Raw genomic sequence first — 18,151 nt, forward strand, 5'->3', positions numbered from 1 at the left:
CAGTATTCTTTCGTAAATTTCATCAAAGTTGTGCATCTTAATTGTTTTGTCGTTATTACAATTTACTGCCATTGAGCAGTTTGCACAACTTTTTATATCTCAATCAAAATGCACAACGGGTTAATTGAAGTTATTCCTATATCATTAAATACAGAATAGAACGCCTGTGTAAACCGTACTGTTTTCTTTTCCTTAATTTAGGGATACGCAATATCCCGATATGAGCGGACAAAAATCTTTAAGAGTTTTCGTATTAATGGCCGTTCTGGCAGGTCGTTCGGTGTCCTTTGCCCAAAATTTGATCAAAAATCCCAGCTTTGAGGAATATATGGATTGCCCCAGTACCTTAGGTAATTTAAATACAGATTTGATCCATTGGAAAACCCCGACCTTAGGTTCTACCGACTATTTTAATGGATGTAGTACGGCCATGGGGACGCCAAAGAATTTTAATGGAGAACAACCAGCGGATTTTGGTGTGGGATACGTAGGTCTTTATTTTTATGCCCCGGATAATTATAGGGAATACCTACAGGCCAATCTGACCGCAGCTTTGAAAAAAGGAGAAACCTATAAGCTGTCTTTTTATGTAAGTTTGGCGGAAAGATCGGATTTTGCGATCAAGGAATTCGGGGTCTTGTTTTCGGAATATCCCATAGCGGTAAGGACCCGTAAGACCCTTTCCAGAATGCATTTGTCCCAAGTTTCGGGAGATGTCTCCAACTATTTTGAGATCAAGTATTCCGATTTCTATTCGGATGAAAAAGATTGGATTTTAGTAGAAAGGGAATTCGTGGCCAAAGGCACGGAAAACCATATGATTATCGGAAATTTTAAGGATAATAAAAGAACAAGAAAGTTTCGTACTAAAAAACACACCACCAGAGGGTCTTATTATTATCTGGATATGGTTTCGGTAATGCCTTTAAGTTCAAAAAGTAAAAATACAGATGTTGCCGGGATCACGGATAATAAAAAATCCACTTTTAAAATAAACAAGGTCAGTGTTTTTAAGAATATGCTCTTTGATTTTGATAAGTTCGATTTAATGCCGAATTCCCTAAATGAGTTAGAGGATATTTATGATTATTTATTGGAAAACCAACAGGTCTTGATTACGATTAACGGACATACCGATGCAGTTGGCGGGGAATCCTATAACAAAAAGCTATCGGAGAAAAGGGCCCGAACGGTTGGTCGATATTTAATAAACCTCGGAATTTCAAAGCATCGTATTTCCTGGAAAGGCTATGGCAGTTCCCGGCCATTGGTAGATAATAGGACCAATGACGATAGAAGAAAGAACAGACGGGTAGAATTTATCCTAACACAGGAATAGGTTATGTTTATTAATAATCGGAATATGACGTAGGGTAAAGAAGCATAATCTCCGCTTTGCTCACATTGTTTTTATAATTCTCATCCATTTTTAGTTCGCTCCATTTGTCGGATGAAAAAAATGCTTTCCACAAGGTGTCCCGTGTTTCCATGTTTTTAAAGGTGGTCATATACATTAAGTTGGGCATATGATTACCGGATATTACTTCTGAATAAAAAACGGCATTAAACCCTAATTTTGAGAAAAGGGCTATTTCGCCCCCTGCATTGAACATTGCTACTTTGTTCCAGTATTTAGCTACTGTGGAAGATTCATAACTTCTTAACTCATATACCCTTTCTTTCCTTGGATTTTTGATCGATGAAGGTTTCATTTTGGGCATGCCTTCAAAAGCTCTCATTAAAATAGAGTTGATCCGTTCAAAAGGAGGTGAGTTATAAGAAGCGTTCAAGAAACCTGAACCGGATTCTATATATCGTTTATCCGTCAATAATTTTTTTTCCAATTCCTCAAATTGTGTTAAGGAATTAAAAGGGAGCAAAACAAAAATTTTATTCTGCTCGACAAATTTTCCAGGGCGCAATTTAAACACACCAATGTTTTGTATATCATTTCGTTTGGCGGCAGGTATAAAACTATCCCTTAGATACACATCTACTTTTTTTTCCTGCTCCTCATTTTTAATGGTATATGTAATCAACTGATGGTATTCCCTATTTTCCTTTTGTTGCCCTATAGCCTGTTTTGGAAATGTAAGGAGAACAATAAAAAATAACAGGCCGGTTTTTACAAAAAATCTCATAATTTATAGCTATTCGATGTTTTAAAAGTACATAATTTGATTTCCAAGCTAAGATACAAGAGTTGGAACATATCCTGAATTTCCATGCCAAAAAAGAACAAAGAGAACAGAGGTATATGAATATTGAAAAAGAGTTGGATAACTCCGTTTTTAACATTGAAAAAAATGCCTTACATTAACACTATGTAAGAATATTATATATCATATTACCATGAACACCAAAATTTTTGTTTTAACTTTTTTAATGGTGAGTGCCATTTCTTTTGGCCGTGGATCATTAAAGGAAAAAACTGTAGTACGCTGCCCCGTAACTTTAAAATTATACGATACGGACCCTATTGGCATATGGAAGTATTTCGTGGAAGGTGTAGGACCCGAATATGAAGAGGGTATCCTGTTTGTTCGTAAGGAAAATGGAAAATACAAGATTGAAATACAGTTGAGTAGTGGTGCATTAACGGGACAAGATGTTCAAATACAGGAAGATAATATTAAATTTAATATGAATATTGAAGGAGTTGAACGTATATCCGTTGTGCTACAAGTAAAGGGAAATACGTTGTTGGGAGAAGCATATTCCGGTCAAAGGACATATAAAGTAAAAGGAAAAAGAAAACTACCGCCAGAATAAATATTAGTTTTTAATACCCGTAATGCTTCATGACTGTGCTTGTTGCATTAGGAGCATATGATGACTGTAAAGGCCCCGAGGAATAAGAAAGGGTTGGACGAACCTTATCGGCAGCAGTATTGCGCCATAAAAAAACCGGGGCCATAGCCCCGGTTTCTATAAAATATCCATAAAAGGAAATTACCATGTAATAGGCACGGAAACCCTTGTTTTTCCCCATCCCATATACATATGCGCTCCGTTGTTTGCTTCCGTAAAGGCAATAGAGAATTCTTCCAAAGAAGTATCGCCGGTACTTGCAACTCCGGTCACTCGTGCTACATCGGAACTTTCTTTATAAAAATAAGCCCCCCATTCGTTAAGGCTATTGTGCAATATAATGGTCCATGTTTCTTCTCCCGGGATGGTCAATAGTGCATAAGTTCCCGCTTTAATATCCTGTCCACCAAAATTTACGTCCTTATAAAAAGTAATCTCCGGTGCTTCGTTAGCACCCGTTCGCCAAACCGGGCCATTTTTGGTCATAAGTTCCATGGCATCCCTACCTTTTAATTTTGGGCGGCTATAGGAAATACGGACGGTCTTATCAGATGTTTTATATCCGCTTGGAAAAGAAGCTATATCCATAGGACTTTTATCCGATCCGGAAAACTTTTGGGCGTTGGCCATGGTCGTAAAGGCCAATGCCACAATAAACGTGGTAAGTACTAGTAATTTTTTCATGATATGATTTTGTTTTTTAGAACACCAAAACTAAGCAGTTCATATAGCAAAGACTGATAAAAAGTCGTTAAAGTTTACCGGCCTTACATAATGTTAAAATAAACTTTGAATTCCCGATTCCCTATTTATATTTTACTCAATTACGCTATATATGGTATTAAAATGTAACTATATATGATGTTAGTATTTTATAATTGAAATATAAAATGAATATTTGCAATCAAATTGATATAATAAATTATTATGTGCGGAATTGTATGTGCGTTTGATATAAAGGAGAGTACGGATGTACTTAGGCCCAAGTTATTGGAAATGTCCAAGAAAATAAGGCATAGAGGCCCTGATTGGAACGGTATTTATGCGGGAGATAAAGCTATTTTAGCCCATGAGCGATTGGCCATTGTAGATCCTGCTTCCGGAAAGCAACCGTTATTGAGTCCGGATGGTAAGCTCATTTTGGCCGCTAATGGGGAAATTTATAACCATAGGGAACTAAGAAAGCAATTTGAAGGCAGGTATAATTTTAGGACAGAGTCGGATTGTGAAGTCATTTTGGCCTTATACCAGGAGAAAGGTCCGGAATTTCTGGACGAAATGAACGGTATTTTTGGTTTTTCCATTTATGATTCCGAGAAGGACGAATATTTTGTGGCCCGTGACCATATGGGAATCATTCCATTATATATGGGATGGGACAAGCACGGTACTTTTTATGTGGCTTCCGAACTAAAGGCTTTGGAAGGTACCTGTACTAAAATTGAATTATTCCCTCCGGGACATTATTTGCATAGTGGCGATGGCGAATTGAAAAGATGGTACAAGAGAGATTGGATGGAGTATGATGCCGTTAAGGAGAATGAAACCAGTATCCAAGCTGTAAAAGAAGCTTTGGAAGCGGCGGTACACAGGCAATTAATGTCCGATGTTCCCTATGGAGTATTACTTTCGGGTGGATTGGATTCATCGGTAACTTCCGCCGTTGCCAAAAAATATGCACAAAAACGAATCGAATCCGACGATAAGACCGAAGCTTGGTGGCCGCAACTGCATTCATTTTCAGTAGGGTTGGAAGGCTCGCCGGATTTGGCCGCTGCCCAAAAAGTTGCGGATCATATTGGAACCGTTCATCATGAAATCAAGTTTACCATCCAGGAAGGCCTGGATGCCATTCGCGATGTTATATACAATCTTGAGACGTATGATATAACAACGATCAGGGCCTCTACACCAATGTATTTAATGGCGAGGGTCATAAAGTCCATGGGTATAAAGATGGTGCTGTCCGGTGAAGGTGCCGATGAACTTTTTGGAGGATACCTTTACTTTCATAAAGCGCCCAGTCCAAAGGATTTTCATGAAGAAACGGTTCGTAAACTGGATAAACTTCATATGTATGACTGTCTGCGTGCCAATAAATCATTAGCGGCATGGGGTATTGAAGGACGTGTGCCATTTTTGGACAAAGAATTTATGGACGTTGCCATGCGCATCAATCCAAAGGATAAAATGATCAATGGGGAACGTATGGAAAAATGGGTGGTGAGAAAGGCTTTTGAGGACATGCTCCCAGAAAGCGTTGCCTGGAGACAAAAAGAACAATTTTCCGATGGGGTAGGTTATAGTTGGATCGATACCTTGAAAGAACTTGTCGAGACCGAGATTTCGGACGAACAATTGGAGAATGCCAAGTTTAGGTTCCCTATTCAGACACCGACCACAAAGGAAGAGTTTTATTATCGCTCTATTTTTGAAGCACATTTCCCCAGTGATGCTGCCGCTTTATGTGTGCCTCAGGAACCCTCCGTGGCGTGTAGTACCAAAATTGCTTTGGAATGGGACGAGGCCTTTAAGAATATGAACGATCCATCAGGAAGGGCCGTAGCTAATGTTCATGATGACGCTTATCTTAAATAAGCAAGTATAACGATTCTGTTTTCCTGTTTTGCAAAACAGGGTAGTTTTTAATTAGTCCTTAAGAGGCACCATTAATTTGGTGCCTTTTTTGTTGCGGACATTCCTCTGCCCCTAAAAATTGAACCAGCATGTTTTGAGGCAATTTCGAGGCGTAATAGATTTTTTATTGCATAATTCGGGTTAAAAAAAACATGGGTAGAACAAGCAATTCCCCCTTATTTATGAGATCAATTTAACCCAATGGTACCACTTATAATTTTCCACAATAATTGTTGATAACTTCAATATGGCCAATGTCTAGAAACATCATATTCCATAGGGTATTCCCTATATTTGTAAGATTGCAAAATTTGAAGTAACAACAACCTTAAGTTTATGAGCGAAGAAGCAAAAAACGAAGACGAGGAAATCAAAAAATCAGAGGACTCGACACAGCATGAAGGTACTCCGATGAAAGATTATTCTGCGGATAGCATACAGGCCTTGGAAGGCATGGAGCATGTACGTATGCGACCTTCAATGTATATTGGTGATGTTGGTGTTAGAGGGCTTCATCATTTGGTGTACGAAGTAGTGGACAACTCTATTGACGAGGCCATGGGAGGGCATTGTGATGCTATAAGCGTTACCATCAATGAGGATAACTCCATTACGACAAAAGATAATGGTAGGGGTATCCCGGTAGGATTGCATAAAAAAGAAGGGGTTTCCGCTCTGGAAGTCGTCATGACCAAGATCGGTGCGGGTGGAAAATTCGATAAGGATTCCTATAAAGTTTCCGGTGGGTTGCATGGTGTGGGGGTTTCCTGTGTAAATGCACTTTCCAGTCACTTACATGCCACTGTACATAGAGAAGGCAAAGTTTGGGAACAGGAATATGAAAGGGGGAAGGCTTTGTACCCTGTCAAAAGTACCGGGGAAACCGATTATAGGGGTACTGTGGTCACGTTTAGACCAGATGAGACCATCTTTACGCAAACCGTTGAATACAGCTATGAGACGCTGGCCAATAGAATGAGGGAACTCTCTTTCCTGAACAAGGGGGTAACCATAACCATTACGGACAAAAGGCAAAAAGATGAGAAGGGCGAATATGTGAGTGAAACCTTCTTTTCCAATGAAGGGCTCAAGGAATTTGTTAAGTTCCTGGACGGAACTCGGGAATCATTGATTCAGAACGTGATTTCCATGGAAGGGGAAAAGAACAATATTCCCGTGGAAGTGGCCATGATCTACAATACAAGTTATACAGAAAACCTGCATTCCTATGTAAATAATATCAATACCCATGAAGGAGGTACCCATTTATCCGGATTTAGAAGGGGGTTGACCAGTACCTTGAAAAAGTATGCGGATGCTTCCGGTATGTTGGACAAGCTGAAGTTTGAAATCCAGGGAGACGATTTCCGGGAAGGTTTAACGGCCATTGTATCCGTAAAGGTGGCGGAACCCCAGTTTGAAGGTCAGACCAAGACCAAATTGGGTAATCGAGAGGTTTCCTCGGCAGTGAGTCAGGCAGTTTCCGAAATGTTGACGAATTACTTGGAAGAACATCCGGACGACGCCAAGGTGATCGTCCAAAAAGTAATTTTAGCGGCCCAGGCCAGACATGCGGCCACAAAGGCCCGTGAAATGGTGCAACGAAAAACTGTTATGAGCATCGGAGGCCTGCCAGGTAAACTATCGGATTGCTCGGAACAAGACCCTACGCAATGTGAAGTGTTCTTGGTAGAGGGTGACTCTGCAGGGGGGACGGCCAAGCAGGGCCGTGACCGAAATTTTCAAGCAATTTTACCACTACGAGGTAAGATTTTGAACGTAGAAAAGGCCATGCAGCATAAAGTGTTTGAAAATGAAGAAATAAAGAACATATACACGGCACTTGGCGTAACCATTGGAACCGAGGAAGATAGTAAGGCTTTGAACCTTGAGAAGTTGAGGTACCATAAGGTGGTCATCATGTGTGATGCCGATGTGGACGGTAGCCATATTGAAACACTTATCCTGACCTTTTTCTTCCGTTATATGCGCGAACTGATAGAAAACGGACATGTATATATTGCTACACCGCCCCTGTATTTGGTGAAAAAAGGGCAGAAAAAGAAATATGCATGGACAGACAAGGAACGGGATGAAATTGCGGACAGTTACAGTGGAGGAGTGAGCATTCAGCGTTATAAAGGTCTTGGGGAAATGAATGCCGAGCAATTATGGGATACCACCATGAACCCCGAGTTTAGGACTTTAAGGCAGATTACCATTGAAAATGCGACTGAAACAGATCGTGTGTTCTCCATGCTCATGGGAGATGAGGTTCCGCCAAGAAGGGAGTTCATTGAGAAAAATGCGGTTTATGCGAACATTGATACCTAATAATTGATACTTATACAACAAAAACCTGCACCTTTCGTGCAGGTTTTTTAGTTTAGGCCCCTTAATATATAAACCTAAACTTATTTTATCAATTATGAAATTAAAACTATTTGCACTGTTTTTTGTTACGATGTCCATGTGTTTTGCACAGGAAGATTTAAAAGAACGGGAAAAACAAGCAGCTTTTGATCCTGCTTATACCTCATTTTCACGAAAAAAACCTGCTTACGTGACCCTGAAAGATGGTACTAAAATTGAAGCGGATATAAAAGGTGTTACATATAAGAAGGGTCAGATTACAGGTCTGAAACTTATTCAGGAAGGTAAGAAAATAGAAATATCGGCTGCCGATATAGCCAATTTGTATATGGCGCCATCAGGTTTGGATAAACTGTCCAAGCAGAGCAATTATTTTTCAGATGCCACTAAATGGGGCAAAACGGATGCATCCAAACATTTGAATAAAGGTTATACAATGTACACCAATCAAAAGGTGTCCCTTAAAAATAAGAAGGACGAGGCCGAATATTTGATGCAAGTGGTAAATCCAAAATTTAGTCGGGTAATTCAGGTATTCTCCGATCCTTTTGCTAAAGAGACCTCTGGTATTGGAGTCGGCTCCTTGAAGCTTGCGGGAGGTATAGCAAAATCTTATTATATCAAAAAAGGGGATGAAAAAGTACTTTGGTTGAGCAAGAAAGACTTTGATGATTATTTTGCTTCTTTGTTCATGGACAATAATAAATTTAAGGCCAAATACGCCGATCACAAATTCAAGTGGAGTCTATTAGGGGTATATGTTTTGGATTATACCGAATTTTCCATGGAAGATTTGAAGAATTCCAAATAATTTTCTTGATCTAAAATCAATAATCGCAATGTTCATATCAAGAATATTGTTATACACAACAAAAACCTGTACCCTTCGTGCAGGTTTTTTAGTTTTAACCCGAATCATGAAATAGAACTTTGTAATGCGGGTCGGAAGTGCTTCAAATATTTAAGAAAAACTCCATTTAAGCAGGTTCGACCCGACTTGATCGTTTAAATAAATCACGGATAAAAATTAAAAAAATGAAAAGAATATATACGGGTATTTTTTTACTTAGCTTTTCTCTGGCGATTGCCCAGACAGATGCGGATTTCAATGATATTTTTGCCGCAGGAGTGGGAGATGCGGAACAATTTGCCAACGATTATCTTTCGCCGTTATCCGAAAGTGCCATTTATAGTTTTTCCACGGGATGGTACAATACGGCAGATGCAAAACCTTTGGGCGGATTTGAAATTTCGTTGATCGGAAACATAACCGGTTTTAAGAACAAGGAAGACAAAAAAACCTTTGTATTGGATCCGAACGATTATCAAAATATTGATTTTGTTGATAATCCCGGAACGGCCAGGTCCGTTTCTTCGGCATTGGGGGATTTAAACGGGATAAATGTTTTTGTTTCCGATGAAAGTGGACTTTTACGGGAAGAGTTTAGATTGCCATCGGGACTGTCCGGAGAAGGAATCGACTTTTTTCCGTCCGGATATGTGCAAGCTAGTGTGGGATTGATAAAGGGAACTGAAATCAAGGCACGTTTCCTGCCAAAAATAACCTATGAAGATGCCTCCGTCGGCCTAATTGGTTTTGGCCTGCAGCATGACTTTACAAAATTGTTGCCTGCGGACAAGGTGCTTCCCGTTGCCATTTCGGCCGTAATAGGGTATACCAGGCTTTCTGCGGACTATAACTTTACCGGAACAAGTCGTATAGAGGGTGAAAATCAAAGATTGGATGTAAATATCGGAACATGGGCATTTAATGCCGTGGTATCCACAAGATTGCCGGTTGTCAACTTTTATGGGGGAGTCGGTTATATAACTGGAAAATCCGATATAGACGTGCTGGGTACATATAGGGTAACAAGCGGGCCCCTTGCCTCCGAGACCTATACCGATCCATTTTCCATTACCAAAAAAGCCAATGGGATTGTCGGTACCCTTGGTGCTAAGCTTAAATTAGGATTCTTTAGGCTCAATGCGGATTATAATCTGGGTGAATTTAATACATTGACCTTTGGGATGAATTTCGGATTTAGATAACGTACATTAAAATTCCCATTCGGGGATCCAGTTAAAGGTTAAGATCCTGCTTCCGATAGCTATCGGGAAGTTGCTCTGGGCCCCCTATAAATTATTGTAAAGGACATATAGAGCGAGGAACGGGTGACGGGAAATGGATTCCTCTTCGTGCCCGTTCGGAATGACAGACTATGCTTAAAAGGAATTTAAACTTTTACATATGGATTTAGTTGAAACAGAAAGACATTGGGTTTCCGATAAAATAAAGAGCCTGCCCAGATTGCTCCGGACAGACTCTTCCCATGGCCCTATTAAAAATTGTTTATTCCTTAATGGCGAGCATGTTACCGTCAACTTTTTGTAACAGTTCACCATTCTCGGTTTTCTCTATGGTAAAAATATCATCGGATTTGTCCTCTAAGCCTCTATATTCCACAGTATATGTGCCGTCTTCTTGAGACCATTTAAAATCGGTCTTTACTATAATTTCGTTTCCGTTCAACTCATGGTACCTGCCCAAATAAACATCGTTGAAGATCCATTCTTTCCGTAAGGTGGTTTTTGCGGTATTGCTTTCTGAAACGGTTTTTGTCTCGGACCATATACCGATAATAGGGTCGTCATTCTGCTCTATCCTGGAACAGTTTGCAGAGAAAATAATGGCAATGATCGCCATTAAAGAGAGGAACTTCTTCATAGTCGTAAGTAGGTTTTTGGATTTGGGTATCCAAGGCTTATAACGGTGACATGTATTTTGATAGTATTAAAATTCGATGTATGGTCGTTATTTTTATATTTCTTCGTTGAACGGTCGTTTTTTTTAACTTGATTAACCGTTTATCGATATTTTTTCTTGTCTTTTTCGACATATAAATCAATCGTTCGATCCCATTTTTCGTCAATTAATACTTAATTTTGAAATGTTAAAAAGTTTACGCGAATCAGGATCTGATCGTCCTTTGGATAATTAATAAACAAAAAGTTAAAAATGAAAGTTACAATAGTAGGAGCAGGTGCTGTAGGCGCAAGTTGTGCAGAATACATCGCCATGAAGGATTTTACATCGGAAGTCGTTATTTTGGATATCAAAGAGGGCTATGCGGAAGGCAAGGCAATGGATTTGATGCAAACGGCATCTTTAAACGATTTTGATACAAAAATTACGGGCAGTACCAATGATTATGCTAAAACGGCCAATAGCGATATTGCCGTTATTACTTCGGGCATACCAAGAAAACCGGGAATGACTAGGGAGGAGCTTATTGGGATCAATGCGGGAATCGTAAAAACGGTTTCAAGCAATTTAATCGAACACTCGCCCAATGTTATTCTAATTGTGGTGAGCAATCCTATGGATACGATGACTTATTTGGTGCATAAGACTACAGATTTACCAAAAAACAGGATTATTGGAATGGGCGGTGCCTTGGACAGTGCACGTTTTAAATATAGATTAGCAGAGGCTTTGGAATCACCTATTTCAGATGTTGACGGTATGGTGATTGGAGGACATAGTGATACGGGTATGGTACCTTTAACATCTCACGCAACAAGAAATAGTATCAAGGTTTCCGAGTTTTTAAGCGATGAAAGGTTGCAACAGGTAGCCGACGATACCAAAGTAGGAGGCGCCACACTTACCAAACTATTGGGCACAAGCGCATGGTATGCCCCGGGAGCTGCGGTTTCGGCCCTAGTACAGGCAATTGCCTGCGATCAGAAAAAAATGTTCCCATGCTCCACCTTTTTGGAAGGGGAATACGATTTGGAGGATATCTGTATCGGGGTTCCCGTAATTTTAGGGAAAAATGGAATTGAGCGTATTGTTGATGTGCCCCTTAGCGCGGCCGAAAAAAATAAAATGCAGGAAAGTGCCGCAGGGGTGACCAAGACCAATGGTCTATTAAACCTATAAAGCAGTCATTTCATAATCAAATAGTAATGACCATTCGGATCAATGAACTTCAATTACCGGATGGTCTACTTTTTATGAGTATTAGAACATCGTTGTTTTTTTGGTTGAAACGAAAATCGAAGATTTTATCTTTTTATTGAAATTAATTTTGATTGGTATAGGAAAACTACGAAAGGGAAAAAGATGAGATAGGACAAAAAAGACCTGTTTTTTGACCAATTAAAAAAGTTTAAACGAGTTCATATCCTAAATAATTGCCAAATCTAGGGGTAAATCATATATTTGCTCGCTGTTGTAAAAAGCATTCACAAAATTCACATAACCAATGCAAAATAAAGGACTTATAAAGCTTTTCGCTTTATTATTCGGGTTAGTTAGTATCTATCAGCTATCCTATACTTTTATCACAAGTAAAGTTGAAAAGGAGGCGCAAGTGTTCGCCGCGAGTCGTATTTTAGATACGGAAACCGATTATGTTTCTAAAAGGGAAACGCTGGAAACGAGCTATTTAGATTCCATTGGCAGTAACCCGATTTTGGGATTTACCAACTATGACGAGGCGAAGAAAAAAGAACTGAACAAGGGATTGGACCTTAAAGGTGGAATCAATGTAACGCTCCAAGTTTCTGTAAAAGATATCCTTAAAGGGCTTGCAGATAACACAAAGAACCCAATTTTTAATAAGGCATTGGCGGATGCAGATGTTGCATCCAAAAATGATGATGCTACGTATTTAGAGTTGTTTTTTGATGCTTTTGACAATATTAAGGGAGATGCCAAATTGGCTTCACCAGATATTTTTGCAAACAAAGGGTTGAGCGATGAGGTTAATTTTCAAATGTCCGATGATGAGATAAAACCAATTATTAGGAGGAAGATCGATGAATCAGTTGTCTCTGCAATTGGGGTACTGCGTGAACGTATCGATGGTTTTGGGGTGACGCAGCCCTATATTCAACGTGAAGGAAAATCAGCACGTATTTTGGTAGAGCTTCCAGGTGCTAGAGATATTGCCAGGGCCCAGGATCTTTTATCCAGTACGGCACAATTGGAGTTTTGGGAGACCTATAAACAAAGCAACCCAAGCTTTAGCACTTTTATGATCCAAGCGAATGAAAGATTAAAGGATATTGTAGGGATAGATGAGCCGGAACCTGTAAAGGAAGAATCGGAATTGGATTCTTTATTATCCGATGTTTCAGCCGATTCTCTGGATTTGGCGACTCAGGTAAATCCGTTGTTTGAATTATTGGTTCCTGCAAATCCTGGATCCAATGCCATGTTTCGTGCCGCTATAAAAGATACGGCCAAAATAGGGGCGTATTTAAGGATGCCGGAAATAAGAAGGTTGTTGCCTGCGGATATTCAATTTACAAAATTTGTATGGGAAAGGCCTGCGACCGAAGACACGGAAATTATCGATTTGTATGCCTTAAAATCCAACAGGGAGGGAACTCCAAGGATAAGTGGTGATGTAGTTAGCGATGCCCGTGCCGATTTTGATCAGTTTAGCAAACCTGCAGTTTCCATGACCATGAATACTAGGGGGGCTAAAGAATGGGAAAAACTGACTGGTGATGCCTATACAAACCAGACAGGTATTGCCATTGTTTTGGACAATAAAGTATATACGGCTCCAGGTGTATCTAGTGGCCCTATTTCTGGTGGGCGTTCAGAAATCACTGGAAACTTTACAGTAAATGAGACTAAAGATATTTCTAATGTGTTACGGGCAGGTAAATTACCTGCAAAAGCAGAAATCATTCAATCAGAGATTGTGGGCCCTTCATTAGGTCAAGAGGCTATAGATAGTGGGTTTATGTCCTTCATGATCGCTATGGCTATCGTATTGCTATGGATGATTTTCTATTATGGTAAAGCCGGTGCATTTGCAGATGTAGCTTTATTGTTGAACATTCTTTTGATATTTGGGGTATTGACCAGTTTAAATGCTGTTCTTACGTTACCTGGTATTGCCGGTATCGTTTTGACCATAGGTATGTCCGTAGATGCGAACGTACTTATATTTGAACGCATCAAAGAAGAATTGGCCAAGGGCAAGGGCAAGGGCCAAGCGGTTGCCGATGGTTTTGGTAATGCACTTTCTTCTATTTTGGATGCGAATATAACAACGGGTTTAACGGCAATTATCCTATTTGTTTTTGGTTCGGGACCTATTAAAGGTTTTGCCACTACCTTATTGATAGGTATCCTTACCTCTTTATTCACGGCTATTTTTATTACCAGGTTGTTGGTAGATTGGTACATAGGTGGTAAAGGAAGAAAACTGGATTTTACTACGAACGCTACAAAAGGGCTGTTCAGGAACTTGAATATCGATTTCTTGATCAAGAGAAAAATTGCTTATATCGTTTCCGGTATTTTGGTCACCGTTGGATTGTTTTCCCTGTTTTTTGGAGCAGGACTACAACAGGGTGTGGATTTTGTAGGAGGACGTTCCTATACCGTTCGTTTTGAACAACAGGTGAACCCTTCCGAGATAGCATCGGAATTGAATACCGTTTTTGGTAGTGGTACCAATGTCAAGACCTATGGAGAGTCTAACCAGATCAAGATTACAACGCCTTACAAGGTAGATGTTGAGGGTATAGAAGTAGATAACGAGATTCAGGATAAATTATATACTTCGCTTCAGAAGTACTTACCGGATGGAACGGGCAAAGCGGATTTTATTGTCGGGAGCAATGATAGGTCCATTGGAATATTACAGTCCGTTAAAGTAGGTCCTACCATTGCGGATGATATTAAGAACAATGCTTTCTGGGCGATATTGGGATCGTTGGCCGTGGTTTTCCTTTACATCTTGTTGCGTTTCCGTAGATGGCAGTTTTCACTAGGTGCCGTTGTGGCGGTTTTTCATGATGTATTGATCGTATTGGGCGTATTCTCCATACTTGGAAAAATAATGCCGTTTAATATGGAAATAGACCAGGCATTTATTGCGGCTATCCTAACGGTTATCGGATACTCCTTGAACGATACCGTGGTCGTATTTGACCGTATTCGGGAAATTATCGGGGAACGTGGATGGAAAGCCGGGGATAACATCAATGCGGCTATCAACAGTACTTTAGGGAGAACTTTGAATACTTCTTTGACAACCTTGGTCGTGCTTTTGGCCATCTTTGTATTCGGAGGAGAGTCCTTAAGAGGGTTTATGTTCGCAATGATCGTAGGTGTCATTATAGGTACATATTCATCTGTTTTTATTGCAACCCCTATCATGTATGATGCATTGAGCAAAAAAATTACCTCAGGTAAAAAATAAACTAAGCTAACTTAAACTAGAAAGTCGCTATCCTTTTGGGATAGCGATTTTTTTATGCCCCCTTTGCACAGCCTGTGGAGCCATTCGGGCTCATGTTTAATTGGAAAACCTTTTTAGGGTGCAATCCGGGTTCGGAACGGTGGGAAACAAAAATAATCGCAGTTTGGGTTTCTGTGGAAATTTTATTGACCAGTGTAACTAAAAGTTGTGCCGAGGCATCATCCATTCCGGCGGTAGGTTCATCTAAAATGAGTAAGGGAGGGTGCTTTACCATGGCACGTGCGGTCATGACCAAACGTTGTTGTCCTGTGGTCAAATCTACGAAAAGCGTGTTTTTTTGTTCGGAAAATCCCAGGAGGGCAAGCCATTTTTGGACAATGCGTTGTTGTGCTTCGGTGGGTCTGGTGTAGAGTCCTATAGAATCCGTAAGGCCGGAAATAAGCATGTTCTCTACTGTATGCCTTCCGGTAAACGTATCCGTCATTGCCGGAGAATAATATCCAATCTTTTCCTTGATGTCCCAAACACTTTCACCACTTCCCTTTTTTTGTCCGAACAGATAGATTTCCTGTCCAAAGGCCTTAGGGTTATCCCCGGTTATCATAGCGAGAATGGTTGTTTTTCCAGAACCATTTTTCCCGATAAGTTGCCAGAATTCGCCAGTATTTATTGTCCAGTCGATATGTTGTAGAATTGGTTTTGCACCGTAGGAGATGGACACATTTTTAAAATGGACCAATGTTTTGTTTTTGTACCGGACCTTTTCCAAAGGTGCTGGAATGCTCCCCGAGAAATGTATTTTGGATTTCCCTAAACCAGTTTCCTTATTGTTCTCTAAAACAATGAACGTATCATTTATGAGCTGCCCGTAATTGGAGATAAAGGGAAGTGCATCTGTTTTGCGGCTCACTATCTGGATGTAGGTAATATTCTTGGATTCGGCCTTAAGTAACTTTTTAAGTGCCGACTGGGAATCAGTATCCAAATTATCAAAGGGATTATCCAGAATAATATAATCCGGCCCGGAACTGAATATGTGTTTTAATAAAACTTTTTTTCGTTCTCCGCTGGACATGCTTCGTAAAGATTGTTGGGTTCCCTGTATTATTTTGTGCTCATGCCTATCTTCTTCGTCCATTAACTTCTCTAACGTTAGCTTAGAAAATAAAGCACCTTGTTTTTTATGGAGAAATTTAAAGGTATCCGAGCCATTACGTTTTAAAAATGACTTAATAAAAGAAGTGGTATTGGAATGGTTATCAATGAATATGGCCCAATGCTTTTTCATGATGCATCTATTCTAAAAATATGTATGGGATTTTCCTTGTATATCGTAGTTTTCTCCAAATGCATTCCGTTGTTGTGGGCGACTTTTAATAATAATCTTGTAATCAGCTTATTTTCTAGAGAATATTTGTTCACTACCCTATTACCGACACCCCAGAATGTCCTGAAGGGGGGTGGTTAATCGATTTTTTTATATTCCACCGTATCGCCAATTGCTAAAGACCACTTTTGGACTAAGCCGGAGTTGACCTCTAGAACATATTTTACGGGAACCTTGGAGGAAAGCCCTTCCTCATTGAACGGTTCCGCATTTTCCTGGAAACTGGCTATTTTTTGTTGGTCGTCTATAAAGATGATATCCAATGGAAATTCCGTATTCTTCATATAAAAAGAGTGCATGGCCACATCTGGAAAAATAAAGAGCATTCCCTGATCGGTTTCCATACCCTTGCGGTACATAAGCCCGGTCTCTGTCTCATAATCGGTCTGGGCAATTTCTATATCTAATGTAATAACTATTGAATCGGTTTCCGCCTTTTTGATTGTTAGAGAACCTTCTTTGGTGAAACCAATGGGTTCTGTTTTGATAATTTTTTTGGTTTCCTCTTTACAAGATTGGGAGACAAGGCCCCAAATGCACAAAAGAACGATAATCTTAAATACCTTCATCTCTTAGGTTTTATTGAATACCGCTTACTGTTTTTTACTGTTCGTTGGCCTTAACATAAAGTATAGGCCAATGAGGATAAATGGAATACTCAACCATTGACCGGTAGATAATAATCCGAGCGATTCCTCAAATCCGCCCTGGCTTTTCTTTACGAATTCCACAAAGAAACGGATGGTCCATAGTAAAATAAGAAACAACCCGAAGAGGTATCCCAACTTATCCTTTTTATCGGTTTTCCAGTATAGGTAATAGAGCAGTATAAAAACAAAGATATAACAGACCCCCTCATACAATTGTGCGGGATGTCTATAGGGAATCTCGGCCAGATATTGGGAGAATTCCGCCTTGTTTTCAATAGCGTCATAAGCGGCGTTCAGTGTTTTTTCCTTAGTGACCCCCAGGGCCTTGGAAGGATGAAGATCATCTGAATCCCGAATAAATTTTGTTGCAAAGATAAAAGATTCGTCTACTTTTTTGCCATTGATTTCCGAATTGAAAAAATTGCCCAAGCGTACACAAAAAGCGCCTATGGCAAAAGGAACGACCATCCGGTCCAAGATCCATAATAATTTGAACTCCGGAAATTTTCGGGTATAGAGGTACATGCCCGTGATTACGCCAAGGGTCGCTCCATGACTGGCCAAACCGGTAAATCCGGTAAACTCATATCCGTTTATCAATCCAAAAAGCAGACTGCCCGTACTACTCTCTTTAATAGGCAACAAAATCTCCATTAAATGATCTTGATAATAGGCCCAATCATAAAAGAAAACATGTCCCAAGCGTGCTCCCAACATAGTACCCAAAACCGTGTAAATGAAAAGGGAATCCAACTGTTCGATCGATTTTTTCTCGTTGTCAAAAATTCGTTTCATGATATACCACCCCAAGGCAAAAGCAACGATCCAAAGAAGGTTATAATATTTAATCTGTATAAACCCAATATTAAAAAGTGTTTCATTGGGATTCCATGTTATGCCTAAGAAGTACATATATTAAATTTTTGAAGGGCTAAGATAGGAATTAGTAGTGAGTATGTCGTAAACGGTAAATAGTATTTGCCAGGGCTATAGAGTTTCTTGATCTTAAAGTTTGTTTATGGATTATGTGCTGTAAATGATTATCTATGGATACCGCA

General features: G+C 39.7%; 14 protein-coding genes. 8 read left to right on the forward strand and 6 right to left on the reverse strand.

The window, feature by feature from the left end:
• Nucleotides 1-220 precede the first annotated feature (220 nt).
• Nucleotides 221-1,339, forward strand: coding sequence for an OmpA family protein (locus ACKWB9_RS08150; protein ID WP_414002521.1), 1,119 nt, complete (start codon nt 221-223; stop codon nt 1,337-1,339).
• Between the two features lie 10 nt (nt 1,340-1,349).
• On the opposite strand, the gene ACKWB9_RS08155 is transcribed toward ACKWB9_RS08150, so the two are convergent.
• Entirely contained in the window at nt 1,350-2,141 is a 792-nt protein-coding gene (locus ACKWB9_RS08155) for an NIPSNAP family protein (RefSeq protein ID WP_414002522.1), read from the reverse strand.
• A 211-nt stretch (nt 2,142-2,352) separates the two neighbouring features.
• Here ACKWB9_RS08155 and ACKWB9_RS08160 point away from each other — a divergent pair, with 211 nt between their 5' ends.
• On the forward strand, nt 2,353-2,772 hold the full coding sequence (locus tag ACKWB9_RS08160) for a hypothetical protein (protein ID WP_414002523.1): 420 nt from the start codon (nt 2,353-2,355) through the stop codon (nt 2,770-2,772).
• A 180-nt stretch (nt 2,773-2,952) separates the two neighbouring features.
• Here the strand turns inward: ACKWB9_RS08160 and ACKWB9_RS08165 are convergent, their stop codons facing one another.
• On the reverse strand, nt 2,953-3,495 hold the full coding sequence (locus ACKWB9_RS08165; RefSeq protein WP_414002524.1) for a DUF2911 domain-containing protein: 543 nt from the start codon (nt 3,493-3,495) through the stop codon (nt 2,953-2,955).
• Between the two features lie 243 nt (nt 3,496-3,738).
• Here ACKWB9_RS08165 and asnB point away from each other — a divergent pair, with 243 nt between their 5' ends.
• The 4 genes from asnB (at nt 3,739) to ACKWB9_RS08185 (ending at nt 9,873) form a co-directional block, all read left to right on the forward strand.
• A complete protein-coding gene (gene asnB / locus ACKWB9_RS08170) occupies nt 3,739-5,409 on the forward strand; it encodes an asparagine synthase B (protein WP_414002525.1) in 1,671 nt (556 codons plus the stop codon).
• A gap of 450 nt (nt 5,410-5,859) precedes the next feature.
• Nucleotides 5,860-7,782: a DNA topoisomerase (ATP-hydrolyzing) subunit B gene (gene gyrB, locus ACKWB9_RS08175; RefSeq protein ID WP_414002773.1), complete on the forward strand. Its 1,923-nt coding sequence runs from the start codon at nt 5,860-5,862 to the stop codon at nt 7,780-7,782.
• 94 nt (nt 7,783-7,876) lie between these two features.
• A complete protein-coding gene (locus tag ACKWB9_RS08180) occupies nt 7,877-8,632 on the forward strand; it encodes a hypothetical protein (protein WP_414002526.1) in 756 nt (251 codons plus the stop codon).
• A 224-nt stretch (nt 8,633-8,856) separates the two neighbouring features.
• Nucleotides 8,857-9,873, forward strand: coding sequence for a DUF6588 family protein (locus ACKWB9_RS08185; RefSeq protein WP_414002527.1), 1,017 nt, complete (start codon nt 8,857-8,859; stop codon nt 9,871-9,873).
• Between the two features lie 301 nt (nt 9,874-10,174).
• Here ACKWB9_RS08185 and ACKWB9_RS08190 read toward each other — a convergent pair whose 3' ends face one another.
• Nucleotides 10,175-10,549: a hypothetical protein gene (locus ACKWB9_RS08190; RefSeq protein WP_414002528.1), complete on the reverse strand. Its 375-nt coding sequence runs from the start codon at nt 10,547-10,549 to the stop codon at nt 10,175-10,177.
• Nucleotides 10,550-10,840: 291 nt separating this feature from the next.
• Between ACKWB9_RS08190 and ACKWB9_RS08195 the strand changes: the two genes are divergently transcribed.
• Both ACKWB9_RS08195 and secDF read left to right on the forward strand, forming a co-directional pair.
• On the forward strand, nt 10,841-11,767 hold the full coding sequence (locus ACKWB9_RS08195; protein WP_414002529.1) for a malate dehydrogenase: 927 nt from the start codon (nt 10,841-10,843) through the stop codon (nt 11,765-11,767).
• 325 nt (nt 11,768-12,092) lie between these two features.
• A complete protein-coding gene (gene secDF / locus ACKWB9_RS08200; RefSeq protein ID WP_414002530.1) occupies nt 12,093-15,056 on the forward strand; it encodes a protein translocase subunit SecDF in 2,964 nt (987 codons plus the stop codon).
• 52 nt (nt 15,057-15,108) lie between these two features.
• Here the strand turns inward: secDF and ACKWB9_RS08205 are convergent, their stop codons facing one another.
• From ACKWB9_RS08205 to lgt, 3 genes are all read right to left on the reverse strand, one after another.
• The gene (locus ACKWB9_RS08205; protein ID WP_414002531.1) at nt 15,109-16,344 is read right to left on the reverse strand and encodes an ATP-binding cassette domain-containing protein; all 1,236 of its coding nucleotides are present in this window, start codon (nt 16,342-16,344) and stop codon (nt 15,109-15,111) included.
• Nucleotides 16,345-16,520: 176 nt separating this feature from the next.
• Entirely contained in the window at nt 16,521-17,012 is a 492-nt protein-coding gene (locus ACKWB9_RS08210) for a DUF192 domain-containing protein (protein ID WP_414002532.1), read from the reverse strand.
• 24 nt (nt 17,013-17,036) lie between these two features.
• On the reverse strand, nt 17,037-18,005 hold the full coding sequence (gene lgt, locus ACKWB9_RS08215) for a prolipoprotein diacylglyceryl transferase (protein WP_414002533.1): 969 nt from the start codon (nt 18,003-18,005) through the stop codon (nt 17,037-17,039).
• Nucleotides 18,006-18,151 lie beyond the last annotated feature (146 nt).

The sequence above is a fragment of the Maribacter spongiae genome (assembly GCF_047345125.1).
Lineage (GTDB): Bacteria > Bacteroidota > Bacteroidia > Flavobacteriales > Flavobacteriaceae > Maribacter.